The following is a 24,857-nucleotide window of genomic DNA, read 5'->3' as shown; positions in this document are numbered from 1 at the left end:
GTGTCCTCGCCGTCCCGCCTCCAGTCCCTCGACAGCTGGTACTCCGAGGGGTGGAAGGGACTCAACGTCGCCGTCCTCGGCCTCGGTGCCACCGGGTTCTCGGTCGCCGACACGCTCGTGGAGCTCGGCAGCGAGGTGACGGTCTACTCGTCCGACGCCCCCGCCGACAGCGTCGAGCTGCTCGACGTGATCGGTGCCCGGTTCCTGCAGACCCCGCTCGACACCGTGCCGGACGCCCTCGTGCAGCAGGCGCCCGACGTCGTCATCGTGTCGCCGGGGCTGCCCCCGCACAACGCCACCGTGCAGTGGTCGGTGACGAACAGCACCGTCTGGGGCGACATCGAGCTCGCCTGGCGCGTGCGCGACAAGGTCGTCCGCGGCCCGGTCGCGGCCCCCTGGATCACGATCACGGGCACGAACGGCAAGACCACGACGACACAGCTCACGACAGCGATGTACGAGGCCGGCGGCCTGCGTGCCGTCGCGTGCGGGAACATCGGCGTGCCGGTGCTCGACGTCGTCCGCGACCCGGTCGGCTACGACGTGCTCGTCGTCGAGCTCTCGAGCCACCAGTTGCACTACGCGGCGACGTCCGGTGACGGCGCCGTGGTGCCGCTCGCGAGCGCCTGCCTCAACATCGCCGACGACCACCTGGAGTGGCACGGCTCCGCCGAGGCGTACCGCGCGGCGAAGGCCAAGGTCTACGAGCGCACCGTGATGGCGTGCGTCTACAACACCTCGGACGAGGCCACCCGGCAGATGGTGCAGGAGGCCGACGTGGTGGAGGGCTGCCGTGCGGTCGGCTTCACCCCCGGCGTCCCCGCTCCCGGTGACGTCGGCATCGTCGAGGACGTCCTGTGCGACCGGGCCTTCAACGAGGACCGCCGCAACAGCGCGCTTGAGCTGTCGACCATCGCCGACCTCGAGGCCGCCGGGCTCGCCAGCCCGCACATGACCATGAACGTCCTGGCCGCCGCTGCCCTGGCCCGTGCCGGCACCGTCCAGCCGAGCGCCATCCAGTCGGCCGTCCGGGCGTTCCGCGCCGACCACCACCGCACCGAGCTCGTCGCCCAGGCGGACGGCATCACCTGGGTCGACGACTCCAAGGCCACGAACCCGCACGCCGCCACCGCGTCGCTCGCGTCGTTCGACACCGTGGTGTGGATCGTCGGCGGTCTGTTCAAGGGCGTCGACGTCGACGGGCTGGTCGAGCGCTTCGGCCCCGGCGTCCGCGCCGTCGTGGTCATCGGCACCGACCGGACCCCGGTCCTCGAGGCATTCGCGCGACACGCGTCCACGGTCCCGGTGCTCCAGGTCGAGACGACGGACACTGATCAGGTCATGCGCGAGGCGGTCCGGCATGCCGCATCGGTCGCGAGGCCGGGCGACACCGTCCTCCTCGCCCCGGCGGCTGCGTCGTTCGACCAGTTCGGCTCCTACGCCGACCGGGGGCAGCGTTTCGCGGCCGCGGTCAACGAGCACCTGGGAGGAGAAGTCGATGGCGACGACACCGACGGATCTTCCGAACAGCCGTAACGGCCGGACCGCGACGACCCCACGACGGACGAACGGCGCGATCGTCGCCGTCAAGAACGTCTTCGTCGCGGAGTCCAGCACCTTCTACACGATCCTCGGCGTCACGCTGTTCCTCGTCGTCTTCGGCGTCGTGATGGTGCTGTCCTCGTCGAGCGTCGAGGAGTACGCGGCGACCCACGACTTCTTCGGGGCGGCGTCCCGCCAGGGTCTGTACGCCGTGCTCGGCGTGCCGCTCATGCTCATCGCAAGCCGGGTCCCGACCCGGATCTGGCGGAAGTGGGCGATGCGGCTGCTCGGTGCGGCGCTCGTCCTGCAGCTGCTCGTGTTCACCCCGCTCGGCATCGACATCCAGGGCAACCGGAACTGGATCGAACTCGGGTCGTTCACCGCGCAGCCGTCCGAGGTCGTGAAGCTCGGCCTGGTGCTCGGCATCGGCGCCATCATCTACGTCAAGCGGGACAAGCTCGACGACTGGAAAGAGGTGTTCATCCCGATCGGGATCGCCTCGATGCTCTCGCTCGGGCTCGTCGTCCTCGGCGGTGACCAGGGCACCGCGATGGTCATGCTCATCCTGGTGTTCGGCGCGCTGTACATCGGCGGCGTCCGCGCCCGGCACCTGCTCGTCGGCCTCGGCGCGTTCGCCGTGATGCTGCCCTTCGTGACGATGGCCTCGGCCTCGCGCTCGACCCGCATCAGCGCCTGGCTGTCCGGGTGCACCGACACCAGCCAGTACCAGGACATCTGCTGGCAGCCCGTGCACGGCATGTGGGCGCTCGCGTCCGGCGGCGTGTTCGGCGTCGGCCTCGGCAACTCCAAGGCGAAGTGGTCGTGGCTGCCCGAGGCGGACAACGACTACATCTTCGCGATCATCGGCGAGGAGCTCGGCCTGATCGGCGCCGTCGTGGTGCTCAGCCTGTTCGTGGTGCTCGCCGTCGGCATGATCAAGATCATCCGGCAGTCCCGCGACCCCTTCGTGAAGACCGTCACCGGTGGCATCCTCGCGTGGATCATCGGCCAGGCGCTCATCAACATCGCGGTCGTCCTCGGCCTGCTGCCCGTGCTCGGTGTGCCGCTGCCACTCATCTCGGCCGGTGGTTCGGCCCTCATCATGACCCTGGTGGCGATCGGCGTCGTGCTCTCCTTCGCCCGTGACCTTCCCGGCAAGAACGACCCCGGCCTGACGAACGCCCCACTCGGCCGGACCTCCACGAACGGATCACTGCGGTGAGCAAGTACCTCTTCGCCGGCGGCGGCACCGCCGGCCACGTCAACCCCCTGCTCGCGGTCGCCGACCGGCTGACCGAGCGGGAGCCGGGCGCCGAGGTGCTCGTGCTGGGCACCGCCGAGGGCCTGGAGTCCCGTCTCGTCCCGATGCGCGGCTACGAGCTGCTGACGATCCCGCGCCTGCCGTTCCCGCGGAAGCTGAACGGCGCGGCCCTGCGCTTCCCGCAGCGATTCGCGGCGGCGGTCAAGCGGACCGAGCAGATCATCCGCGACCACGAGATCGAGGTGGTCCTCGGCGTCGGTGGCTACGCGGCCGCTCCGGCGTACATCGCCGCCCGCCGCACCGGCACCCCGATCGTCGTGCACGAGCAGAACGCCAAGCCCGGGCTGGCGAACCGCCTCGCCGCCTTCCTCACCGAGCACGTCGGCCTGACCTTCTCGAACACGCGCCTGCGCCACGGCCGCGTCGTCGGCATGCCGCTCCGTCGCGAGATCGAGTCGCTCGACCGCCGTGCCGTCCGGGCCGAGGGGCTCGCCGAGTTCGGGCTCGACCCGGACCGTCCCGTGCTGCTCGTGACCGGTGGCTCCTCGGGCGCACGGAGCATCAACCGGACGATCAACAAGTCCGCCGCCGCCATCGTGGGTGCCGGCTGGCAGGTCCTGCACGTCGTGGGCGCCGCGTCGGACATCGGCCCGAGCGACCTCGACGGCTACCACGTGCTGCCCTACTGCGACCGGATGGACCTCGCGTACGCGGCGAGCGACTTCGTCGTGTCGCGATCCGGCGCCGGCATGGTGTGCGAGCTGACCGCCGTCGGGCTGCCGAGCGTGCTCGTGCCGTACCCGGTGGGCAACGGTGAGCAGCGCCACAACGCGAAGGACGTCGTCGACGCCGGGGGAGCCGTCCTGGTGGCCGACGGGGAATTCGACCAGGACTGGGTGACGTTCCAGCTGCTGAGCATCCTGCAGGACCGCTCCCGCATCGCGGACATGACCGTGCGGGCGGGCAGCGTCGGCCACCGCGACGGCGCCGACCGGATGACCGACCTGGTCCTCGACGCCGCGAAGCAGGCCCCCAGCACCACGGAGGAACGATGACCATCAAGCCGGACCTGACCCAGCCGATCCCGGACGACCTGGGCACGGTGCACTTCGTCGGCATCGGCGGCGCGGGCATGAGCGGGATCGCCCGGATGTTCCTCGCCGCCGGGCACCGCGTGACGGGCAGCGACTCCCGCGAGACGGAGACGACCGGCACGATGCGCGACCTCGGCGCGACCGTGCACATCGGTCACGACGCCGCGAACGTCGGCGAGGCCGACACCATCGTCGTCACGAGCGCCCTCTGGCCCGACAACCCCGAACTCCTCGAGGCGCAGCGCCGCGGTCTGCCGGTGCTCCACCGCTCGCAGGCCCTCGCCGCCCTGATCGCCGAGCACCGCCTGGTCGCGGTCGCCGGTGCGCACGGCAAGACCACCTCGACCGGCATGATCGTCACCGCGATGGTCGAGCTCGGCCTGGACCCGAGCTTCGTCAACGGCGGCGTCATCCAGTCCCTCGGCACCAGCTCGGCCCCGGGGTCCAGCGACCTGTTCGTGGTCGAGGCCGACGAGTCCGACGGCTCGTTCCTGCTCTACGACGTCGCCGTGGCCCTGATCACCAACGTCGACGCCGATCACCTGGACCACTACGGCAGCGAGGAGGCCTTCACCGAGGCCTTCGTCGAGTTCGCCGCGAAGGCGAGCGAGCGCGTCGTCATCTCGAGCGACGACGCCGGTGCGAAGACGGTCACCGCCGGCATCCGCCAGCGCGCCGACGCCCCCGAGATCGTCACGTTCGGCGAGGCCGTCGACGCGGACGTCCGCATCGAGGGCATCACCGAGTCGGCCGGCGTCGAGGTCGACTTCCGCGCCGGTGGCGAGGCGTACCACCTGACCCTCCGCGTGCCCGGCCGGCACAACGCGATCAACGCCGTCGGCGCCTTCGCGGTCCTGACCGGCCTCGGCGTCGCCCCGGCCGACGCGGTCCGCGGGCTCGAGGCGTTCGGTGGCACCCAGCGCCGCTTCGAGCTGCACGGTGTCGAGCGCGGCGTCTCGGTCTACGACGACTACGCGCACCACCCGACCGAGGTCGCCGCGGCGCTCAAGGCCGCCCGCAACGTCGTCGGTGACGGTCGCATCATCGCGATCCACCAGCCGCACCTGTACTCGCGCACCCGCCTGATGGCCGGCGACTTCGCCAAGGTGTACGAGGAGCTCGCCGACCACACGGTCGTGCTCGACGTCTACGGCGCCCGCGAGGACCCGGAGCCCGGCGTGACCGGTGCCCTGGTGCAGGAGCGCTTCGCCGACCAGTCGTGCGTCGAGTTCCTGCCCGACTGGGACGAAGCGGCGGCCCGCGCGGCCGCGGTCGCCCGTGACGGCGACATCATCATGACGCTCAGCTGCGGCGACGTGTACCGGATCATCCCGCAGGTGCTCGGCGCCCTGGGCACCGACGGAGCGTCGTCCCGGTGAAGCGCCCCGAGGGGTTCGACGAGGGGGACGCCCGCAGGGACGCCCCGGCCGAGGCCGCGGAAGCGCCCCGGCAGCGGCGTGGTCCCTCGAAGCCGCGGCTGCCGTTCCGCGGACGCGTCGCCGGCGACCGGGAGGCCCGTCCCGCGTCCGCCCCGGACGCCCCGGTCGACGAGACGGTCGCCGACACCGCCGAGCCCACCCCCGCGGACCGGCCCGCCGCCGACACGTCGGGTCCGCACCGGGACCGCGTCGGCGCGTTCGCCGGCGCGGCCGGACGCCGGTTCGGCGCCGGGCTCTCCACCGTCGCCGACCGCCTGCGCGAGTACACCCCGAACGAGGACCACCGGGACCCGGAGGCCGACCGTCGCGACGCGGAACGCCGAGCGGCCTCGAGCGGTGGAGCCGACCGCGACGCGACCGTGACCGACGTGCTCGACGCGGGCAGTGCCTCCCGGACCGACCAGCACGCCGAGGCGCCCATCGGGGCGCGGGTGCGCGCTGCCGAGACCGCCCGCGAGGCGCGCATCGCGAAGCGGCGCCGCCGGCTGCTCGAGCGTGCCGAGGTCCGCCGGTTCACCCGGCGCAGCCGGCACCGTCGCGCCGCGTGGATCACGGCGGCGAGCGTCGTCCTGGTGCTCGGGGTCTCGATCCTCGTCGCGGTGTTCTCCCCGTTGATGGCGCTCCGCACGATCGAGGTCAAGGGCACGAACCGCGTCGACGAGTCCGCGCTCCGCCAGGCCCTGTCCGACCAGATCGGCACGCCCCTCGCCCGGCTCGACTTCGACGCGATCAAGCGGGACGTCGCCGGGTTCCCGCTCATCGAGAGCTACGTGACCGAAGAGGCCCCGCCGCACACGCTCGTCGTCACGGTGACCGAGCGCACGCCGGTGGTCGCGGTGCGCTCCGGCAGCACCTTCGATCTCGTCGACCCCGCGGGCATCGTCGTGCAGTCGTCGCCGAAGCGCCCGGCGACCATGCCGCTCGCCGACATCGCCCGCGCGCGCCTGGGGTCCTCGAGCTTCCGCACGATGACCGAGGTCGTGCTGGCGCTGCCCTCGACGGTCCGGTCCCAGGTGACGCGCGTCGCCGGGTCGACGGCCGACGACGTCACCTTGACCCTCAAGGACGGCTCGACCGTCGTGTGGGGGAGCCCGGACGACTCGGTCGCGAAGGCCGAACTGCTCGCCGCGCTGGTCAAGGACCACGCGGCACGGAACCCCGGCGTCGTCGTCGAGTACGACGTTTCGGCACCGGACAACGGCGTGATCCGCGCCAAGGACTGAATTGCCGGACCTGATCGGCGACACGCGGCGTGGCGGGGCGACACTGCGCCGAACGCACCCGTAGCGTCGGAGGAAGCACCACATCTACCAGCATTGCCCCTGAACTTCAAGTAGAGGTTGAGGGTTCTACCGGAGGCCTGACTGACGTGACCACGAACCACAACTACCTCGCCGTCATCAAGGTCGTCGGCGTCGGCGGCGGCGGCGTCAACGCCGTCAACCGCATGATCGAGCTCGGTCTCCGTGGGGTCGAGTTCATCGCGATCAACACCGACGCCCAGGCGCTGCTGCTCAGCGACGCCGACGTCAAGCTCGACGTCGGCCGCGAGATCACCCGCGGCCTCGGTGCCGGCGCGGACCCCGAGGTCGGCCGTCGTGCCGCCGAGGACCACGCCGAGGAGATCGAAGAGGCCCTGGCCGGCGCCGACATGGTGTTCGTCACCGCGGGCGAGGGTGGCGGCACCGGCACCGGTGGCGCACCGGTCGTCGCGCGCATCGCGAAGTCCATCGGCGCACTGACCATCGGTGTCGTCACGAAGCCCTTCAGCTTCGAGGGCAAGCGTCGCCAGTCGCAGGCCGAGAACGGCGTCGCGGGCCTCAAGGACGAGGTGGACACGCTCATCGTCGTCCCGAACGACCGCCTGCTCGAGATCAGCGACCGCGGCATCTCCATGGTCGAGGCGTTCGCCACGGCCGACCAGGTCCTCCTGGCCGGTGTGCAGGGCATCACCGACCTCATCACGACCCCGGGCCTGATCAACCTCGACTTCGCCGACGTCAAGAGCGTCATGCAGGGTGCGGGGTCCGCGCTCATGGGCATCGGCTCGTCGCGCGGCGCCGACCGTGCGATCAAGGCGGCCGAACTCGCCGTCGCGTCGCCGCTGCTCGAGGCCTCGATCGACGGTGCGCACGGCGTGCTGCTGTCGATCCAGGGTGGCTCGAACCTCGGTATCTTCGAGATCAACGACGCCGCACGTCTGGTGCAGGAAGCCGTGCACCCCGAGGCGAACATCATCTTCGGTGCGGTCATCGACGACACCCTGGGCGACGAGGTCCGCGTGACCGTCATCGCCGCGGGCTTCGACGGCGGCGAGCCGGCGCAGCAGCAGAAGGAACGTCGCTCGAGCTACGTCGACCCGGAGTCGAGCGCAGCGGCGCCCGTCGCCGCCTCGACCGGCGCGATCGAGGACTCCACCACGTCGAGCCCGTCCTGGGCCTCGCAGGAGCACCAGCCGCCGGTGCAGCGCGCCGCCGACCCGGCGTTCGACGACGACGACGAGCTCGACGTCCCCGACTTCCTGAAGTAACCCACCCTTGGTAGCCGACACGCGCCTCCCGTCCGCCTCGTCTCACGACGACGGACTGGAGGCGCGCGTTGCGTCCGTCCGGAGCGGCATCGCCGACGCGGCGCGCGCCGCAGGGCGCTCACCCGACGAACTCACGCTCGTCGTCGTCACGAAGTACCACCCGGCGTTGCTCGTGCGCGAGCTCGCCGCACTCGGCGTGACGGACGTGGGGGAGAACCGCCACCAGGAGGCGCAGGCGAAGGCCGCCGAACTGGAGGACCTCGGCCTGACCTGGCACTTCGTCGGGCAGCTGCAGTCGAAGAAGGCCCGGCAGGCCCGGCGGTACGCCCACGTCGTGCAGTCGCTCGACCGTGGCTCCGTCGTCGACGCGTTCGCCCCGACCGAGGCCGAGCCGGAGCCGCCGGTCATCGACGGCTTCGTTCAGGTGAACCTCACCGACGACCCCGGGCGTGGCGGGGTGCAGCCGGACGACGTCGAGGCGATGGTGGCCCGTGTCCTGGCCACCGGGACCATCCGACTGCGGGGTGTGATGGCGGTCGCACCCCTGGACGAGGAGCCCCGAGCCGCCTTCGCCCGACTCCGCTCGATCTCCGAACGCGTCGTGTCGCTCGAGCCCGGCGCCACCGACATCTCGGCCGGCATGAGCGGGGACTACGCCGAGGCGATCCTCGAGGGCGCGACACACCTGCGGATCGGCACCGCAATCACGGGAAACCGGCCGCCCGCACCCTAGCCTCGTTGCAGGGCACCACGAGCACGAACCCCGGAGGAACCATGGCCAACCCGCTGAAGAAGACGATGGTCTACCTCGGCCTCGCCGATGAGGAACTCGACTACGAGGACGAGCAGCAGGCCGAGCCCGCGCGCCAGCAGGCAGCCCCTGCTCGCCAGGCCGCAGCGGCTGCTCCGGCGCCCGCCGAACCGCAGGAAGCCCCCGCCGCGGCAGCAGCCCCGGCGGCCGCTCCCGCAGCGGCGCCGGCTCCCACCAAGACGCACACCCACCAGCGCGGCGCCCAGGTCACTCCGCTCCGCCGCTCGCACACGACCGCACAGAAGGCGACCCCGGTCCAGGAAATGAACGAGATCCTCACCGTCCACCCGCGCGAGTACAAGGACGCCCAGTCCATCGCCGAGAGCTTCCGCGACGGCATCCCCGTCATCATCAACCTCTCGCAGATGACCGAGGGCGACGCCCGACGCATGATCGACTTCGCCTCCGGGCTGTCGCTCGGCCTGTTCGGCAAGATCGAGCGCGTCACGAACAAGGTCTTCCTCCTGTCGCCGGCCCACGTCGCAGTGAGCGGTGAGCCCGCTGAGGTAGAGTCCGACATCGAGGCGAACTTCTTCGCCCAGTCCTGAGCCGTACCCGGCACACCCGCCCCTGAGCGTCGTCTGACGACGCTCGCCCGAGACGAGCGAGCCCCATCGTGTCCGTGATCCTAGGGATCATCTCCCTCGCGTTGCTCCTGTACTTCTTCGTGATGTGGGGGCGCTTCGCGCTCGACCTCGTGCAGAGCTTCAACCGTTCCTGGCGGCCGCGCGGGGGCATGCTCGTGGTGTCCGAGTTCGTCTACACGGTCACGGATCCGCCCATCCGAGCGGTGCGACGGGTCCTCCCGCCGCTCCGCCTCGGGCCGGTGGCGCTCGACTTCGGCTGGACGATCGTGATGCTCGTCGTCATCATCGCCCGGTTCGTGGTCGCCGCTCTGGCACGCGGTATCTGAGCGGACTCCCGTCCGCGACACGCGCCACGCCCGGCTCAGGTCACGGTTCCGCCCCATCGTCGGTGTACGGTGGTCGGGATCGATGCCCGCTCCGGTGGCGCATCCGCACCGCACGGTACGACTGGTAGATTCGGTCGCACCGCACGCGGTTCCACACGTTCAGCAGTTCTATTGAGGTGACGGCAATGGCTTTGACGCCGGAAGACGTAGTCAACAAGCGGTTCCAGCCGACGAAGTTCCGCGAGGGCTACGACCAGGACGAGGTCGACGACTTCCTCGACGAGGTCGTGGTCGAGCTCCGTCGCCTGACCGCGGAGAACGACGAGCTCCGCCAGCGCCTGCAGGCGGCCGAGTCGGCCCCGCAGCCGGCGCAGGCCGAGCAGCCCGCTCCCGCAGCCGAGCCGGAGCCCACCCCGGCCCCGGTCGAGGCAGCACCGGAGCCCGCTCCGGTCGCGGCGGCGGCTCCGGCCACGACGGTCCCCGCCGACGAGGACACCGAGGGCACCACGAACCTCCTGACCCTGGCGCGTCGTCTCCACGAGGAGCACGTCCGCGAGGGCATCGAGAAGCGCGACGCGCTCATCGCCGAGGGCACGGCCCAGGCGGCTCGCCTGGTCTCCGAGGCCGAGGCGAAGCAGCGCCAGATCATCGCCGACACCGAGAACACGAACCGTCAGCGTGTCGCGGTGCTCGAGCAGGAGCAGCGCCAGCTCGAGGGCAAGATCGACGAGCTCCGGACCTTCGAGCGCGACTACCGTGCGCAGCTCAAGAGCTACATCCAGGGTCAGCTCTCCGAGCTCGACACCTCGGGCGAGCAGTCCGGTCTCACCCCGGCGCCGGCTTCGGCGCAGGGCTTCGGCAACTGACGTTGTCGCGACCAGCATCACGAGCGAAGGTCAGTGTCCGCGCGATCGCGGCACTGGCCTTCGCCGCTGTCGTGGTGGTGGCGTTCGACCAGGTCGCCAAGACGCTGGTCGTCGCGAACCTGCCCTACGGCACCCCCGTCCCGGTCCTCGGCGGGGCGTTGCAGTTCCTGTACGTCCGGAACCCGGGGGCCGCGTTCTCGTTCGCGGTGAACATGACCTGGGTGTTCTCGGTCATCTCGGCCGCGGTCGTCGTCGCGATCATCGTGTACTCGCGTCGCATCCGGTCGATGTGGTGGGCCATCGTGCTCGGCATGCTGCTCGGCGGCGCGCTGGGCAACCTGCTCGACCGGCTCTTCCGTGAGCCCGGCTTCGGTCGGGGCCACGTCGTCGACTTCATCTCGACGCCGTGGATGATGCCGGCGATCTACAACGTCGCCGACTCCTTCATCTGCATCAGCATGGTGGTCTTCGTGCTGCTGGTGATCCTCGGGGTGAACCTCGACGGCACCCGCACGCTCTCTGCCAAGCGCCAGGCGCAGCTCGACGCGGCGCAGCCGGTCGACGCGGCGGAGCCGCTCGACGGTGGGGCCGCGTTCTCGTCGGCCGACGCCGCTCTCGACGAGCCGACCCGCGCCTCCAGGCCGGAGGACCGCGACCGTCGCGACACGCTGGGCCACGACGCCACGTGAGCGAATCGCGTTCTCTTCCCGTGCCCGACGGGCTCGCCGGTGAGCGCGTCGACGCCGCCATCGCGAAGCTCCTCGGCTTCAGCCGGTCGTTCGCGGCCGACGTCGTCGCGGCCGGCGGCGTCCGCGTCGACGGCGTCCCCGTCGACAAGTCGGACCGGCTGCACGCCGACTCCTGGCTCGAGGTCGAGTGGACCCCGAAGGAGCCGCCGCGCATCGTGCCGGCGGCCGTGCCGGGCATGACGATCGTGCACGACGACGAGGACATCGTCGTCGTGGACAAGCCCGTCGGTGTCGCCGCGCACCCCTCGCCGGGGTGGGACGGTCCGACCGTGCCCGGGGGCCTCGCCGCCGCCGGGTTCACGATCGCGACGTCGGGCGCCGCCGAACGTGCCGGGATCGTGCACCGCCTCGACGTCGGGACCTCGGGCCTGATGGTCGTCGCGAAGACCGAGCTGGCGTACACGCACCTGAAGCGGGCCTTCAAGGAGCGCACGGTCGAGAAGGTCTACCACGCACTCGCGCAGGGCCACCCCGACCCGACCTCGGGCACGATCGACGCCCCCATCGGGAGGCACCCGTCGAGTGACTGGAAGTTCGCGGTCACGTCCGAGGGCAAGCCGAGCGTCACCCACTACGAGACGCTCGAGGCCTTCCGTGCCGCCACCCTGCTCGAGGTGCACCTGGAGACCGGGCGCACCCACCAGATCCGGGTGCACATGGCTGCCACGCGCCACCCGCTCGTCGGGGACACGATGTACGGCGCCGACCCGGTGCTGGCGGCCGAGCTCGGGCTGACGCGCCAGTGGCTCGACGCCGTCCGGCTGGGCTTCGACCACCCCCGTACGGGCGAGTGGGTGTCCTTCGAGGCGCAGTACCCGGACGACCTGCAGGCAGCGCTGGAGCAGATCCGGAGTGCGTCGCTCTGACGCGCCCGGGCGCTTGCGCCGAGTGGTCGTGAGCTGTCGGCTGGGAGGCCGTCAGACGACGCTTTCTGCGCCCGCGGCGGCCGGCGTGCGGCGTGTCCTGCCCTCTCGGCGGGCCGCCTCGCGCGTGTCGTTACGCGGTTCCAGTCTGGAGGCGCGGTGCGGCCCCGACCCGCGCCTCCAGGCCGACGCGCCCGGGCGCTTGCGCCGAGGGGTCGCGAGCTGTCGGCTGCGGCGCCGCCAGGCGACGCTTTCTGCGCCGGCGGCGGAGCGCGTGCGGCGTGTCCTGGCCTCTCGGCGGGGCGCCCCGCGCGTGTGGCGACCCGGTGCCGGCCTGGAGGCGCGGTGCGGCCCCGCCACGAGCCTCCCGTCCGCCGTGCCCGGGCCGTTGCGCCGAGGGGTCACGAAGTGTCGGCTGCGGCGCCGCCAGGCGACGCTTTGTGTGCCCGCGGGGGAGCGCGTGCGGCGTGTCCTGCTCTCTCGGCGGGGCGCCCCGAGCGTGTCCAGACCGACGCGCCCGGCCGCTCGCGCCGAGGGGACATGAACTGTCGGCTGCGGCGCCGCCAGGCGACGCTTTCTGCGCCCTCGGCGGTCTGCCTGCGGCGTGTCCTGCCCCCTCGGCGTGGCGCCCCGCGCGCGTCGCGACCCGTAGCCGGTCTGGAGGCGCGCTGCGGCCCCGCCCCGAGCCTCCCGTCCGCCCCGACGCGCGCGGGAATGTGGGCGGCCGCGGTTAGGCTGTTCCCACCCCGCAGCACACCGTACGAACCGGAGGTTCCGTGTCGGATTCCGACTCCTTCGTCCACCTGCACGTGCACAGCGAGTACTCGATGCTCGACGGTGCCGCCAGGCTCTCCGACCTCGTGGCGGAGACCGCCGCGCAGGGGATGCCCGCCGTGGCGGTGACCGACCACGGCAACATGTTCGGCGCCTTCGAGTTCTGGAAGGCCGCCAAGGCCGGTGGCGTCAAACCGATCATCGGGACCGAGGCGTACATCACGCCCCGCACGCACCGCTCGGACAAGACCCGTGTGCGCTGGGGTGACGGCGGGGGCGACGACGTGTCCGGCGCCGGCTCGTACACGCACATGACGATGTTCGCCGAGAACACCACGGGCATGCACAACCTGTTCCGGTTGTCGTCCAAGGCGTCGCTCGAGGGCTACTACTTCAAGCCCCGTATGGACATCGAGCTCCTGCAGGAGTACCACGAGGGCATCATCGCCACGACGGGCTGCCCCTCGGGGGAGATCCAGACGCGCCTGCGGCTCGGCCAGTACGACGAAGCGGTGCAGGCCGCCGCCGACTACCGCGACATCTTCGGCAAGGAGAACTACTTCGCGGAGGTCATGGACCACGGCCTCGAGATCGAACGCCGGATCATGAGCGACCTGATCCGCCTGGCGAAGGACCTCGACATCCCGCTGGTCGGCACGAACGACCTCCACTACACGCACGCCCACGACGCCAAGTCGCACGCTGCACTGCTCTGCGTGCAGTCCGGCTCGACCCTCAACGACCCGAACCGCTTCAAGTTCGACGCCGACGAGTTCTACCTGAAGACCCCGGCGCAGATGCGGCACGTCTTCCGCGACAACCTCGAGGCCTGCGACAACACGCTGCTCATCGCGGAACGCTGCAACGTGGAGTTCGACACCTCGGCCAACTACATGCCGAAATTCCCGGTGCCCGAGGGCGAGACCGAGCACTCCTGGTTCGAGAAAGAGGTCGCGAAGGGGCTGGACTACCGGTACCCGGACGGCATCTCGAAAGAGGTGCAGGACCGTGCCGACTACGAGGTCGGCATCATCAACCAGATGGGGTTCCCGGGCTACTTCCTGGTGGTCGCGGACTTCATCAACTGGTCCAAGAACAACGGCATCCGCGTCGGTCCGGGTCGTGGCTCCGGCGCCGGCTCGATGGTGGCGTACGCGATGCGCATCACCGACCTCGACCCGATCCGGCACGGCCTGATCTTCGAGCGCTTCCTCAACCCGGACCGCGTCTCGATGCCCGACTTCGACGTCGACTTCGACGACCGGCGCCGCGGTGAGGCGATCAAGTACGTCACCGAGAAGTACGGGTCGGAGCGCGTGGCGCAGATCGTCACGTACGGCACGATCAAGGCGAAGCAGGCGCTCAAGGACTCCTCGCGCGTCCTCGGGTTCCCGTTCGGCATGGGCGAGAAGCTCACCAAGGCGATGCCGCCGCCCGTGATGGGCAAGGACATCCCGCTCACCGGGATCTTCGACAAGGACCACCCGCGCTACAAGGAAGCCGTCGACGTCCGCACCGTGGTCGAGACCGACCCCGAGGCGAAGACCGTCTTCGACACCGCGCTCGGGCTCGAGGGGCTGAAGCGCCAGTGGGGCGTGCACGCTGCCGGCGTCATCATGTCGAGCGACCCGCTCATCGACATCATCCCGATCATGAAGCGGGAGCAGGACGGCCAGATCGTCACGCAGTTCGACTACCCGGCAGCGGAGTCGCTCGGCCTGATCAAGATGGACTTCCTGGGGCTCCGCAACCTCACGATCATCAGTGACGCCCTCGACAACATCAAGACGAACCGTGGGACCGAGCTCGACCTCGAGAACATGGGGCTCGAGGACCCCGAGGCGTACGCGCTCCTGCAGCGCGGCGACACCCTCGGCGTGTTCCAGCTCGACGGCGGGCCGATGCGCGGCCTGCTGCGGCTGATGAAGCCCGACAACTTCGAGGACATCTCCGCGCTCATCGCCCTGTACCGCCCGGGGCCCATGGGTGCGAACTCGCACACGAACTACGCGCTCCGCAAGAACGGCGAACAGCCGATCACGCCGATCCACCCGGAGCTCGAGGAGCCCCTCAAGGACATCATCGGTACGACCTACGGCCTGATCATCTACCAGGAGCAGGTCATGGCCATCGCGCAGAAGGTCGCCGGGTTCTCCCTCGGCCAGGCGGACATCCTCCGCCGCGCGATGGGCAAGAAGAAGAAGTCCGAGCTCGACAAGCAGTACGCGGGCTTCCAACAGGGCATGAAGGACAACGGGTACTCCGACGCGGCGATCAAGACGCTGTGGGACATCCTGCTGCCCTTCTCCGACTACGCGTTCAACAAGGCGCACTCGGCGGCCTACGGGGTGGTGTCCTTCTGGACCGCGTACCTCAAGGCGCACTACCCGGCCGAGTACATGGCGGCGCTGCTGACGAGCGTCGGCGACGCCCGCGACAAGCTCGCGCTCTACCTGAACGAGTGCCGCCGGATGGGCATCAAGGTGATGCCGCCGGACGTCAACGAGTCGATCGGCTTCTTCGCCGCAGTCGGCGACGACATCCGCTTCGGCATGGGTGCCATCCGCAACGTCGGGTTCAACGTCGTCGACGACATCGTCAAGGCGCGGACCGAGAAGGGCGCCTTCGAGTCGTTCCACGACTTCCTGCGCAAGATCCCGATCTCGTCGGCGAACAAGCGCACGGTCGAGTCGCTCATCAAGGCCGGTGCCTTCGACGAGTTCGGCGACACCCGCCGAGCCCTGGTGGAGATCCACGAGGGCGCGGTCGAGGGCGCGGTGAAGGTCAAGCGCGACGAGGCCCACGGCAACGTCGGGTTCGACTTCGACTCGCTCTTCGCCGAGGCCGCCGAGGACGCCCCGAGTGCCGCGGTGTCCCAGGTGCCGGACCGTCCGGAGTGGTCCAAGCGCGACAAGCTGGCGTTCGAGCGGGACATGCTCGGGCTCTACGTGTCCGACCACCCGCTCGCCGGGCTCGAGATCGAGCTCGCGAAGCACCAGTCGATCACCATCGCCGACCTGCTCACCGCCGACGACTCGATCGAGGGCGAGACGGTGACCGTCGCCGGCCTGCTGACGAGCGTGCAGCACCGGGTGGCGAAGACGAGCGGCAACCCGTACGGCATCGTCGACATCGAGGACTTCGGCGGCCAGATCGGCGTGATGTTCCTGGGTAAGACGTACCAGGAGTTCGGCCCGTCCCTGGTGCCCGACTCGATCGTCGTCCTGCGCGGCCGCGTCAACGTCCGCGACGACGGCAAGGCCCTGCACGCGGTGAGCATGTTCCAGCCGAACGTCGGCGACGCGATGGGCTCCGGCCCGCTCACCCTGTCCCTTCCGGAACGACAGGCCACGACGACCACGGTGACGGAACTCGCCGCCGTGCTCGGCCGCCACCAGGGTGACACCGAGGTCCGGCTGAAGCTGCTCAAGGACGACGTCGCGCGCACGTTCGAGCTGCCGTTCCCGGTGAACCTGACCCCCGACCTGTTCGGCGAGCTGAAGAGCCTGCTCGGACCCCGCTGCCTGGTGTAGGAGCAGCGACCATGGCCGGTCACCGGATCTTCGGGACGCCCGTCGCGGACGTCTACAGGCACTACCTGGCGAAGGTGGAGCGGAAGGGCCACACGAAGGCGGAGCTCGACACCGTCATCGAGTGGTTGACCGGTTTCGACGACCGGGCGCTCGCGCAGCACCTGGCCGACCGGACCACGTTCGAGGACTTCTTCGCCGGCGCGCACCTCAACCCGAACGCCCCGCTCATCACCGGGGTGATCTGCGGGGTGCGGATCGAGGAGCTCGACGACCCGCTCATGCGGCAGATCCGGTACCTCGACAAACTCGTCGACGAGGTCGCCAAGGGCCGGCCGATGGCGAAGATCCTCCGGACCGCGTGACCCACTCGCGGCCGGCGCCCCCGGACCCCGGAGTGCTCGCCGCGTTCGGTGTGGGAGCAGCCACACCGGTGCCACTCGTGGGGGGCCGCGGGCTCTCCTGGCGGGCGGGCGACATCGTCCTCCGGCCCCACGACGGTGCGCTCGTGACCGACTGGCGCGCTGCGGTGCTGACGGACCTGGGCCACACGTCGGCGTTCCGGACTCCGAGACCGGTGCCCACTCGCGCCGGTGCCTGGCGGTGCGGGGAGTGGGAGACGTGGGAGTTCGTCGCCGGGGCAGCTGACGAGACCCGTGTCGACGACGTCATCCGAGCGGGTCGGGCCTTCCACCGCGCAGTCGCCGACGTCGGGTGCCCCGCGTTCCTCCGGACGGCCGACCCCGAGACCGACGACCCGTGGCGTCGCGCCGACCGCATGGCCTGGGGCGAGGCACCACTGCCGACCGACCCGACCCTCGACCGCCTGGCCGCGGCGTTCCGTCCCGTCCACGCGCCGGCGCAGTTGATCCACGGGGACCTGCTGGGCAACGTCCTGTTCGCGGAGGGACTCGCGCCCGCGATCATCGACTGGCCACCGTACTGGCGTCCGGCCGGCACGGGAGCCGCGATCGCCGCGGTGGACGCGGTCTGCTGGCACGGCGTGCCCGTCGACCGCCTCGACGATCTCGGCGAGGGCGAACACGAGTGGCGGCAGTTGCTCTTGCGCGCCCTCGTGTTCCGGATCGCCACGCTGCACCTGCTCGGTGCGTTCGACGTGGGCAGCATCGCGCGACACCGTGCGGTCGTCGACGCACTCGCGTGACGGACGGGAGGCCCGTGGCGGCGCCGCCACGGGCCTCCCGTCCGCTCGTCGGTCGTCGCTCAGGCGCCGCGGCCGGCGATCGCGCGGAGGCGGGCGACGATGCGCGGGTTGCGCGCACCGAACGTGAGCGCGGCGAGGCGTCGGACCGACACCGTCGCGCGGTGCACCAGGAGGCCGGTCGCTTCGGCGATGTCCGAAACCGCGTGCCAGCGAGCACGCAGGGACGCCGGGTCGATCTCGTTCGCGGCGGCTGTGCGGACGAGCCGGACGAGGTCGTCCCCGTCGCGCCAGCTCGTGCTCTGGTTCTCGAAGCGGCGCAGGATGCGGTCGATCGCCGACGCACGGTGGTTCGCGACCGCGTGTGACCACCGGACGTCCTGCGACACGGGGTCGACGAGGATCCAGCGGGGAGCGTTGGCGTTGAGCGCGGAGAGCTGCGCGAACGTGGTCAGGGCGCCGAGTGCGACCGCGACGTCGAAGATCTGCCGTGGCCGGCCCCCGACGGCGATCGCAGCGCCCGGGAACGCCTCACGGGCGTCCCGGATCTGCGACTTCGCGACGATGACCGTGACGACGACGTCATCCGGCGCTGCAGTGAGGGTGCTGCGGGTCCGGGCGATGACCTCGTGGGTCAGGTCGGCCGGGAGGTGCAGCGCCACGCGGACGACGTCGTCGTCGGGCAGGAACGCATCGGCGAACACGTCGACGGCGTCACGGTACCGGGCGAGGAAGAGGGCGATCGCTCCGCCGTAGAAGGGGTAGCGCTCGAGCAGGATCCGCTCGTGCTCGAGTCGGAGCGAGGGACCGCGATCCCCGCTGAAGCTCGTCGAGCCCGTGTGCAGGACCAGCGCACGGTTCGCCAACACCGAGGTGAAGCCGTGCTCGTTGATCCGCAGGCAGAAGTCGTTCTCCTCGCCGTAGCCGGGGGAGAAGACGTCGTCGAACAAGCCGAAACGGTCGACCATCTCGCGCCGGATGAGGAAGCAGAAGCCCATCGCCACCGGGGAGACCGTGTGCCGCGGGAGCAGGTACTTCGTCCGGCCGTGCAGCTCGCGGGTGCGGCGCGGTGCGAGGCTCGCGCGCGGGTTCCGCCGCGCGTAGGGGAAGGACGCGATCGTGGCGTTGTCGCTCCTCGCGCACACGACGCCGATCGAGTCGTCCGAGGCCAGGACCGCGGTCATCTCGTCCAGGAACCCCGGCATCGGGACGGTGTCGCTGTTGAGGAGCAGGAGGTCGTTGCCCGTGCGGTCGAGCTCGAGGACCGCCCGGTTGCAGTTGCCGACGAAGCCGAGGTTGCGGCTGTTGCGGGTGTACTCGAACCCTTCGTGGTCGCCGACGAGCTCGAGCACACGGGCCTCGATCGCGTCGACGCGGGGGCCCATGTCGTTCGCCAGGAGCACGCGGTCGACGGCGAAGTCCACCGTCTCGAGCAGTGCCTCGATGCAGCGCTCGAGACCGGGGAGGTCGTCGTAGATCGGGACGACGATCGTGACCGGACGACGGTCGCGCGTCATCGCCGAGCCAGCTTCCGGACGACGACGCCGGGCTGGGCGAGGAGTCGGCCGACGGCCCCGGAGCGGGATCGCACGCGGCTCGCGAGGAGTCCGACGGCGGCTCTGGCGCTCGTCGCACCGAGCGAGGCGTACGCGCCGGGCAGCTCGAACCAGTAGCGCGCCGCCTGGGGGAGCCGGTAGCCCTCGGTGCCGACCAGCGCGACCAACCGTGCGATGGCCGCCGCGTTGTCGTGGCCCGCACCCGTGACGGTGGCGAGGCGGTCCGGTGCAGCCGCACCGTGCCTCCTGGCCGTGTCCGGGTCGGCCGCGTACGCCGCGAGGGCGTCGGCGAGGGCGTTCGTGTCGTCGGCCTCGACCAACGCGCCGGTCACGCCGGGCTCCACGAGTTCCGCGCTGCCGCCTTGGTGCGTGGCGACGACGGCCCTGCCGAGCGCCATGTACTCGGCGGTGGTGCGACCGAAGGCCTCGATGGTGGAGGGCGTGACGCAGACGTCGGCCGCCTGGATGAAGGGCGCGGGCGTGTGCTGCTCGCCAGCGAAGACGACGTGCTCGGCGACACCGAGCGCGCGGGCGCGGTCGGTGAGCCGCTGGTCCTCACCCGGTTGCTTCCAGCTCCCGACGAAACAGACGCTCGCGGTCACGCCTCGTCGGCGCAGCGCGCCGAGCGCGTCGACGACGCGGTGTTGCCCCTTGGACTCCTCGACGCGGCCGAGGACCGTGATCCGGAGGCCGGGTTCTGCCTGCGGGAAGGGGGTGACGGCAGGCGTGTCGTCCTTCGTCGCCAGGAGTCGGCTCGTGTCGACCGTCGGGTACGCGACGGAGAGCTTGTCGGCGGGGATGTACTGCGCCAGGTGCTCGCGCATCGCCTCGGAGTTGGTGACGACGGCCCCGGACAGCAGGCCGATGTCGCCGAGGACGCCCGCACGGCCCGTCTGGAACTGCAGACCGTGGTCGAGGTCGCCGTACTCACGGACGAACCACGCCTGCGGGATCCCGAGGACCGCGGCGGCGAACGACGCCCACGGGGCGACGAGTGTGTTGGTGACGACGAGGTCCGGGCGCTCGCGCTCGTACTTCCGGATGATCGCGTTCACGGCGGCGTAGTCGACGGTCGCGAAGGCGGCGCGTTCGGCAGCCGGTGCGGGCTGCGGACTCGGCAGGGCCCAGCCGCGGAACCGCAGCGCGTCGTACGACCAGCCACGCTCGTCGAGGGCATCGATGAACTTGCCGCGCGGGGCCTTGGTGATGAAGGTCGGCGTCATGTCCGGGTCCTGCGCCTGCCAGTCCTCCACGAAGCGGATGAGTGACCGTTCCGCCCCGCCGAGGTTCACCGGCGCGGTGGAGTGGTTGGCGAAGCTGACGATCACCCACCAACCCTACTAACGATTTTCCAAGCGTTTGCTCTCTGGCCACTCGCCGCGCACCCGAGTCACCGCGTCGAACGTGCGTCGTGCAACGAGTGTGCGAGAATGCCTCGTCCCCGAATCCCTGTGAGGAGCGCTGCGTTGCGCCCCGGAGGAGCCTGCACCCGAAGCATGACGTACCTGAACGAGCTCATGTCGTCGCGGGAACTCCTGGCGAACCTCACCGCCCGCGAGGTCAAGGGCAAGTACCGCCGCACGGTCTTCGGGCAACTGTGGTCCCTGATCAACCCGCTCGCGACGATGTTGATCTACACGATCGTGTACTCGTTCATCTTCCGGGCACGACTCGAGGTCGGCGACCCCAGCGGACTGAACATCTACCCGCTGTGGTTGATGTGCGGCCTGCTGCCGTGGATCTTCGCGCGCAACGTCATCAACTCGGGCATGACGTCGATCGTCGCCAACGGCTCGCTGATCAAGAAGGTGTACTTCCCGCGGATGACGCTGCCGCTCGCGGCCGTCGGGTCCTTCGGGTTCACGTGGCTGGTGGAGATGGGGGTGCTGTTGATCGCCCTCGCGATCGCGGGGTCGAACTTCTGGATCTACCTTCCGTTGATCGCGCTGACGATGGTGTTCCTCGCCATGTTCGCCGCCGGCCTCGGGCTGATCCTGTCGATCATCAACGTGCACTTCCGCGACATGCAGCACCTCGTCGGCATCGGCCTGCAGATGTGGATGTACCTGTCGCCGATCATCTACCCGCTCTCGCTCGTCGAGGACGCCGCGCACAAGGCCGGACACCCGTGGATCATCCACGTTTACAAGCTCAACCCGATCGAGCGGTTCTCCGAGGTCTTCCGGAACCTCATGTACGACAACCGCCTCCCGAACTGGACCGACCTGGTCGCGTGCGCCATCGCTGGATGCGCCTCGCTCGCACTCGGCTACTTCGTGTTCTCCCGCAACGAGAAGAAGCTGGCTGAACTGCTGTGACCGATGCTGCCGTCACCGTCGACCACGTGTCGAAACGATTCCGCATGTACAGCGAGCGCAACGACTCGCTGAAGAGCATGGTCATGCGTGGCAAGAAGTCCGTGCACGAGGACTTCTGGGCCCTGAAGGACGTGTCGTTCGAGGTACCACAGGGTAAGACCTTCGGCCTCATCGGCAAGAACGGCTCGGGTAAGTCCACGCTGCTGAAGTGCCTGGCGAAGATCCTCTGGCCCGAAGAGGGCTCGATCACCGCCCGCGGCAAGCAGGCATCGCTGCTCGAGGTCGGTTCCGGGTTCCACCCCGAGCTCTCCGGTCGCGAGAACGTGTTCCTGAACGGCTCGATCCTCGGGATGAGCCGCAAGGAGGTCACGCGGAAGTTCGACGACATCGTTTCGTTCTCCGGCGTCGGTCACTTCATCGACCAGCCCGTGAAGAACTACTCGTCGGGCATGTACGTGCGACTCGGGTTCTCTGTTGCGGTCGCGGTCACCCCGGACGTGCTCGTCGTGGACGAGGTGCTCGCCGTCGGTGACGCGACCTTCCAGAAGCGCTGCCGGACGAAGTTCAAGGAGATGAAGGACGAGGGCCGCACCGTCATCCTCGTCTCCCACTCGATGAGCACGGTGAAGGACATGTGCGACGAGGTGGCTTGGCTCAACGAGGGCGAGCTGAAGATGATCGGCAAGACGAACGACGTCGTCAAGGCGTACAACGAGACCGTCTGAGCGCGAGCTCGACTGCGAGAGGGAACAGACGTGTCCGAAGAGACCCCCGCGACGATGCGGTTCGAACGCCGGTTCACGGTCGGCGTGGTCCTGGCCGTGTACAACGTCGCGCGCTACCTGCCCGACCTGCTGGGATCGCTCGAGCGGCAGACGCACCCGCTGACCGACGTGCAGCTCGTCTTCGTCGACGACGGCTCCACCGATGGCAGCCTGGAACTCCTGCAGGAATGGGCCGAGTCCCGCCGTGACCACGTCACGGTCGTGGGGCAGACGAACGCGTGGGTCGCCGCTGCCCGCAACACGGGGATCGAACACCTGGATGCGGAGTGGGTGACCTTCGCGGACCCGGACGACGTGTTCGACGAGCGCTACTTCGAAGAGGTCGTCAAGTTCATCGGCCTGCACGGTGCTCCACGCGTCGGCATGCTGGTCATGCACCAGCTGCGGCTCAACGAGCAGCTCGAGCTCGTTGACTCGCATCCGCTCCGGGCCAAGTTCGCGAAGGGGTCGCGGATCGTCGACCTGACGCAGGAGCCCGTCATCCAGATGGCCGTCAACTCGGCCTTCTTCCGGACCGCAGCGATCCAGGAACACCAGATCCGCTTCGACGGGCGCGTCCGCCCGGTGTTCGAGGATGCCCACTTCATCGGCTCCTACCTGCTGGCGTCCGGACTGAGCGACGTCGGGATCCTCGCCTCGGCGAAGTACCACTACCGCGTGCGAGGCGACGGCACGTCGCTGATGGAGAGTCACTTCGACCACCCGGGCAAGTACACCGACGTGCTCCGGTACGGCCACCTCGACCTCATCCGCTCGGCCGAACGTCTTGGCGGCGTCCCCAGGTGGCTCGAGAACACGCTGCTCTACGACCTGTTCTGGTACTTCAAGAACGAACGTGCCCTGAACTCGGCTTCGGCACTGGCCCCGAGCCACACCTTCGACGAGTTCCACACGTTGATCGCGTCGATCCGCGCTGGGATCTCGGACGACGCCATCCGCTCCTTCGACGCGATGGGCGTCGAGTTCGCCGTGCGCAAAGCACTCCTCGACGGGTACACCGGTGCTCCGGTCCGACCGCAGTACGCGAAGGTGGAACGGGTCGATGAGACTCGTCAGCACGTCAAGTTCACGTACTGGTTCACCGGCGAGCTGCCGGACGAGCGGATCGTCACCGACGGGCGTGACGTCGCCCCGGTGTACGCGAAGACCCAAGACCTCGTCTTCTACGGCGCCGCGGTGCTCCGCCAACGCCACGTGTGGGTCGACCGTGGTCGGCTGACGCGGCTCTGGATCGACGGTGCGGTGGTCCCGTTCAGCCGAGGCGAGCGGTACGAGCCGGACGAGGCCCTGACGCTCCGCCAGCTCCGGCCCCAGATCCTCGGACAGCGCAAACGACTCGAGGGTCGGTGGTCGGACGTGTCGACCCCTGCACTGCAGCACCTCAAGCGCCAGGCGCGCGAGGTGTACGAGAGCGTTCGATCCGGGCGGTACCGCCGCCGGACCGAGGACGCGATCCTCGGTGTCTCGGTGCGGACGCGTCGGACACGCGAGCGGTACGAAGACGCCTGGGTGTTCATGGACCGTGACACCGATGCGAACGACAACGCTGAGCACCTGTACCGGTGGGTGCGAGCGAACCACCCCGAGATCAACTCGTGGTTCGTCCTGGCGCGGGGCTCGAAGGACTGGGATCGGTTGCGGACGGAGGGCTTCCGACTGGTTGCGTACAAGTCGTCAGAGTGGCGGAAGCTCATCATGCACGCGGCGCACCTCGCCTCATCGCACATCGACGTCTACGTGGTGAGCCCGCTCCCGCGCTGGCGCTACGGACAGCCGCGGTTCACCTTCACCTGGTTGCAGCACGGTGTGACCAACTACGACATCTCCCGGTGGGTGAACTCCAAGCCCGCCGAGCTGTTCGTGACTGTCACCCCGCAGGAGAAGGCGTCCATCGCGGGCGACGGGCCCTACACCTTCACCGAGCGTGAAGTCGTCCTGACCGGGTTCCCGCGTCACGACGAGTTGCTGCGGAAGCGGCGTGCGACGCCGCCGGCGGACCGTGACCTGATCCTCATCATGCCGACCTGGCGGAAGAAGCTCGCCGGTCAGCAAGTGCCGGGCAGCAACGAGCGGGCGAAGAACCCGCTGTTCGCATCCAGCCAGTACGCCTTGGAGTTCGACGCGCTCATCGGTTCCGAACGGCTCCGGGACGTCGCCGCTCGTACCGGCAAGCGCATCGTCTTCATGCCGCACCCGAACATGCGTCCCTACCTGACCGACTTCACGGTGCCCGACTGGGTCGAGGTGTGGGACTTCGCGGCAGTGAACGTGCAGGACGTCCTCGCCCGCGCCGCGTCGATGGTGACCGACTACTCCTCGCTGGGGTTCGAGGCGGCGTTCATCGACGTTCCGCTGGTCTACTTCCAGTTCGACGCGGCATCGTTCTTCGACGGATCGCACGTCGGTCGCCGCGGCTACTTCGACTACGACCGCGACGGGTTCGGCCCGGTTGCCGACACCGTCGCCGGTGTCGAGGCCGCGATCGAACGCATCGGCGGCGACGCGTGGGTGTCCGCCCCGGAGTACCTCGCGCGCACTGCGGCGGCCTTCGTGACCCGCGACGAGCACAACGCCGAGCGGGTCATCGACGCGATGCTCGCGCTCGACGGGGCTCCACGCATCACGGAGCCCCAGCAGGCCGTGGAACGCGTGACCAGTAGCTGA

The 24,857-nt window shown here is 69.9% G+C and carries 20 protein-coding genes; 18 read left to right on the top strand and 2 right to left on the bottom strand.

Features of this window, described 5'->3' with window-relative positions; translation table 11 throughout:
- The 15 genes from murD to DEJ06_RS09700 all read left to right on the top strand — a co-directional run bounded on the left by murD (position 1) and on the right by DEJ06_RS09700 (position 17,537).
- Positions 1-1,536 carry a UDP-N-acetylmuramoyl-L-alanine--D-glutamate ligase gene (gene murD / locus DEJ06_RS09770; RefSeq protein ID WP_111023104.1) on the top strand — a complete coding sequence of 512 codons (1,536 nt, stop codon included), beginning with the start codon at positions 1-3 and terminating at the stop codon, positions 1,534-1,536.
- Positions 1,499-2,764: a putative lipid II flippase FtsW gene (gene ftsW, locus DEJ06_RS09765; RefSeq protein ID WP_110864618.1), complete on the top strand. Its 1,266-nt coding sequence runs from the start codon at positions 1,499-1,501 to the stop codon at positions 2,762-2,764. Before murD ends, ftsW begins: the two co-directional genes overlap by 38 nt.
- Positions 2,761-3,858: an undecaprenyldiphospho-muramoylpentapeptide beta-N-acetylglucosaminyltransferase gene (murG, locus tag DEJ06_RS09760; protein ID WP_071405419.1), complete on the top strand. Its 1,098-nt coding sequence runs from the start codon at positions 2,761-2,763 to the stop codon at positions 3,856-3,858. Before ftsW ends, murG begins: the two co-directional genes overlap by 4 nt.
- Positions 3,855-5,276, top strand: a complete 1,422-nt coding sequence (gene murC, locus DEJ06_RS09755) for a UDP-N-acetylmuramate--L-alanine ligase (protein ID WP_111039157.1) — start codon at positions 3,855-3,857, stop codon at positions 5,274-5,276. The genes murG and murC overlap by 4 nt, the downstream gene beginning before the upstream one ends.
- Positions 5,273-6,559 carry an FtsQ-type POTRA domain-containing protein gene (locus DEJ06_RS09750; RefSeq protein ID WP_111039156.1) on the top strand — a complete coding sequence of 429 codons (1,287 nt, stop codon included), beginning with the start codon at positions 5,273-5,275 and terminating at the stop codon, positions 6,557-6,559. The genes murC and DEJ06_RS09750 overlap by 4 nt, the downstream gene beginning before the upstream one ends.
- A 146-nt stretch (positions 6,560-6,705) precedes the next feature.
- On the top strand, positions 6,706-7,866 hold the full coding sequence (gene ftsZ / locus DEJ06_RS09745) for a cell division protein FtsZ (protein ID WP_027465251.1): 1,161 nt from the start codon (positions 6,706-6,708) through the stop codon (positions 7,864-7,866).
- Between the two features lie 7 nt (positions 7,867-7,873).
- Positions 7,874-8,599, top strand: coding sequence for a YggS family pyridoxal phosphate-dependent enzyme (locus tag DEJ06_RS09740; RefSeq protein ID WP_111039155.1), 726 nt, complete (start codon positions 7,874-7,876; stop codon positions 8,597-8,599).
- Positions 8,600-8,640: 41 nt separating this feature from the next.
- Positions 8,641-9,225, top strand: a complete 585-nt coding sequence (locus DEJ06_RS09735) for a cell division protein SepF (protein WP_071405422.1) — start codon at positions 8,641-8,643, stop codon at positions 9,223-9,225.
- A 68-nt stretch (positions 9,226-9,293) separates the two neighbouring features.
- Positions 9,294-9,590: a YggT family protein gene (locus tag DEJ06_RS09730; RefSeq protein ID WP_084741074.1), complete on the top strand. Its 297-nt coding sequence runs from the start codon at positions 9,294-9,296 to the stop codon at positions 9,588-9,590.
- 185 nt (positions 9,591-9,775) lie between these two features.
- The gene (locus DEJ06_RS09725; RefSeq protein ID WP_071405424.1) at positions 9,776-10,456 is read left to right on the top strand and encodes a DivIVA domain-containing protein; all 681 of its coding nucleotides are present in this window, start codon (positions 9,776-9,778) and stop codon (positions 10,454-10,456) included.
- A gap of 2 nt (positions 10,457-10,458) precedes the next feature.
- On the top strand, positions 10,459-11,145 hold the full coding sequence (lspA, locus tag DEJ06_RS09720) for a signal peptidase II (RefSeq protein WP_241660342.1): 687 nt from the start codon (positions 10,459-10,461) through the stop codon (positions 11,143-11,145).
- A complete protein-coding gene (locus DEJ06_RS09715; protein ID WP_110864623.1) occupies positions 11,142-12,071 on the top strand; it encodes an RluA family pseudouridine synthase in 930 nt (309 codons plus the stop codon). Before lspA ends, DEJ06_RS09715 begins: the two co-directional genes overlap by 4 nt.
- A gap of 824 nt (positions 12,072-12,895) precedes the next feature.
- On the top strand, positions 12,896-16,375 hold the full coding sequence (gene dnaE / locus DEJ06_RS09710; RefSeq protein WP_071245757.1) for a DNA polymerase III subunit alpha: 3,480 nt from the start codon (positions 12,896-12,898) through the stop codon (positions 16,373-16,375).
- Positions 16,376-16,386: 11 nt separating this feature from the next.
- Positions 16,387-16,737, top strand: a complete 351-nt coding sequence (locus tag DEJ06_RS09705) for a DUF2200 domain-containing protein (protein ID WP_111039154.1) — start codon at positions 16,387-16,389, stop codon at positions 16,735-16,737.
- A 143-nt stretch (positions 16,738-16,880) separates the two neighbouring features.
- Entirely contained in the window at positions 16,881-17,537 is a 657-nt protein-coding gene (locus tag DEJ06_RS09700; RefSeq protein ID WP_258372481.1) for a hypothetical protein, read from the top strand.
- A gap of 59 nt (positions 17,538-17,596) precedes the next feature.
- Here the strand turns inward: DEJ06_RS09700 and DEJ06_RS09695 are convergent, their stop codons facing one another.
- A complete protein-coding gene (locus DEJ06_RS09695; RefSeq protein ID WP_111039152.1) occupies positions 17,597-19,051 on the bottom strand; it encodes a glycosyltransferase family 2 protein in 1,455 nt (484 codons plus the stop codon).
- Positions 19,048-20,418 carry a glycosyltransferase family 4 protein gene (locus tag DEJ06_RS09690; RefSeq protein WP_111039151.1) on the bottom strand — a complete coding sequence of 457 codons (1,371 nt, stop codon included), beginning with the start codon at positions 20,416-20,418 and terminating at the stop codon, positions 19,048-19,050. Before DEJ06_RS09690 ends, DEJ06_RS09695 begins: the two co-directional genes overlap by 4 nt.
- 168 nt (positions 20,419-20,586) lie before the next feature.
- Between DEJ06_RS09690 and DEJ06_RS09685 the strand changes: the two genes are divergently transcribed.
- The 3 genes from DEJ06_RS09685 to DEJ06_RS09675 are packed head-to-tail and all read left to right on the top strand — an operon-like array spanning position 20,587 to position 24,857.
- A complete protein-coding gene (locus DEJ06_RS09685) occupies positions 20,587-21,408 on the top strand; it encodes an ABC transporter permease (protein ID WP_111039150.1) in 822 nt (273 codons plus the stop codon).
- A 44-nt stretch (positions 21,409-21,452) separates the two neighbouring features.
- Positions 21,453-22,133, top strand: a complete 681-nt coding sequence (locus DEJ06_RS09680; RefSeq protein WP_111039170.1) for an ABC transporter ATP-binding protein — start codon at positions 21,453-21,455, stop codon at positions 22,131-22,133.
- Between the two features lie 30 nt (positions 22,134-22,163).
- A complete protein-coding gene (locus DEJ06_RS09675) occupies positions 22,164-24,857 on the top strand; it encodes a CDP-glycerol glycerophosphotransferase family protein (protein ID WP_111039149.1) in 2,694 nt (897 codons plus the stop codon).

Source organism: Curtobacterium sp. MCLR17_051 (assembly GCF_003234395.1).
Lineage (GTDB): Bacteria > Actinomycetota > Actinomycetes > Actinomycetales > Microbacteriaceae > Curtobacterium > Curtobacterium flaccumfaciens.
Note: the sequence above shows the minus strand (reverse complement) of the source record. Positions and strands in the feature narration are given on the sequence as shown.

What these genes read in the sequence shown, in the direction of transcription:
- ftsW (WP_110864618.1), top strand. Translation starts at nt 1,499, where the DNA reads ATGGCGACGACACCGACGGATCTTCCGAACAGCCGTAACGGCCGGACC.
- murC (WP_111039157.1), top strand. Translation starts at nt 3,855, where the DNA reads ATGACCATCAAGCCGGACCTGACCCAGCCGATCCCGGACGACCTGGGC.
- DEJ06_RS09735 (WP_071405422.1), top strand. Translation starts at nt 8,641, where the DNA reads ATGGCCAACCCGCTGAAGAAGACGATGGTCTACCTCGGCCTCGCCGAT.
- DEJ06_RS09725 (WP_071405424.1), top strand. Translation starts at nt 9,776, where the DNA reads ATGGCTTTGACGCCGGAAGACGTAGTCAACAAGCGGTTCCAGCCGACG.
- dnaE (WP_071245757.1), top strand. Translation starts at nt 12,896, where the DNA reads ATGCTCGACGGTGCCGCCAGGCTCTCCGACCTCGTGGCGGAGACCGCC.
- DEJ06_RS09705 (WP_111039154.1), top strand. Translation starts at nt 16,387, where the DNA reads ATGGCCGGTCACCGGATCTTCGGGACGCCCGTCGCGGACGTCTACAGG.
- DEJ06_RS09695 (WP_111039152.1), bottom strand. Translation starts at nt 19,051, where the DNA reads ATGACGCGCGACCGTCGTCCGGTCACGATCGTCGTCCCGATCTACGAC.
- DEJ06_RS09685 (WP_111039150.1), top strand. Translation starts at nt 20,587, where the DNA reads ATGACGTACCTGAACGAGCTCATGTCGTCGCGGGAACTCCTGGCGAAC.
- DEJ06_RS09680 (WP_111039170.1), top strand. Translation starts at nt 21,453, where the DNA reads ATGTACAGCGAGCGCAACGACTCGCTGAAGAGCATGGTCATGCGTGGC.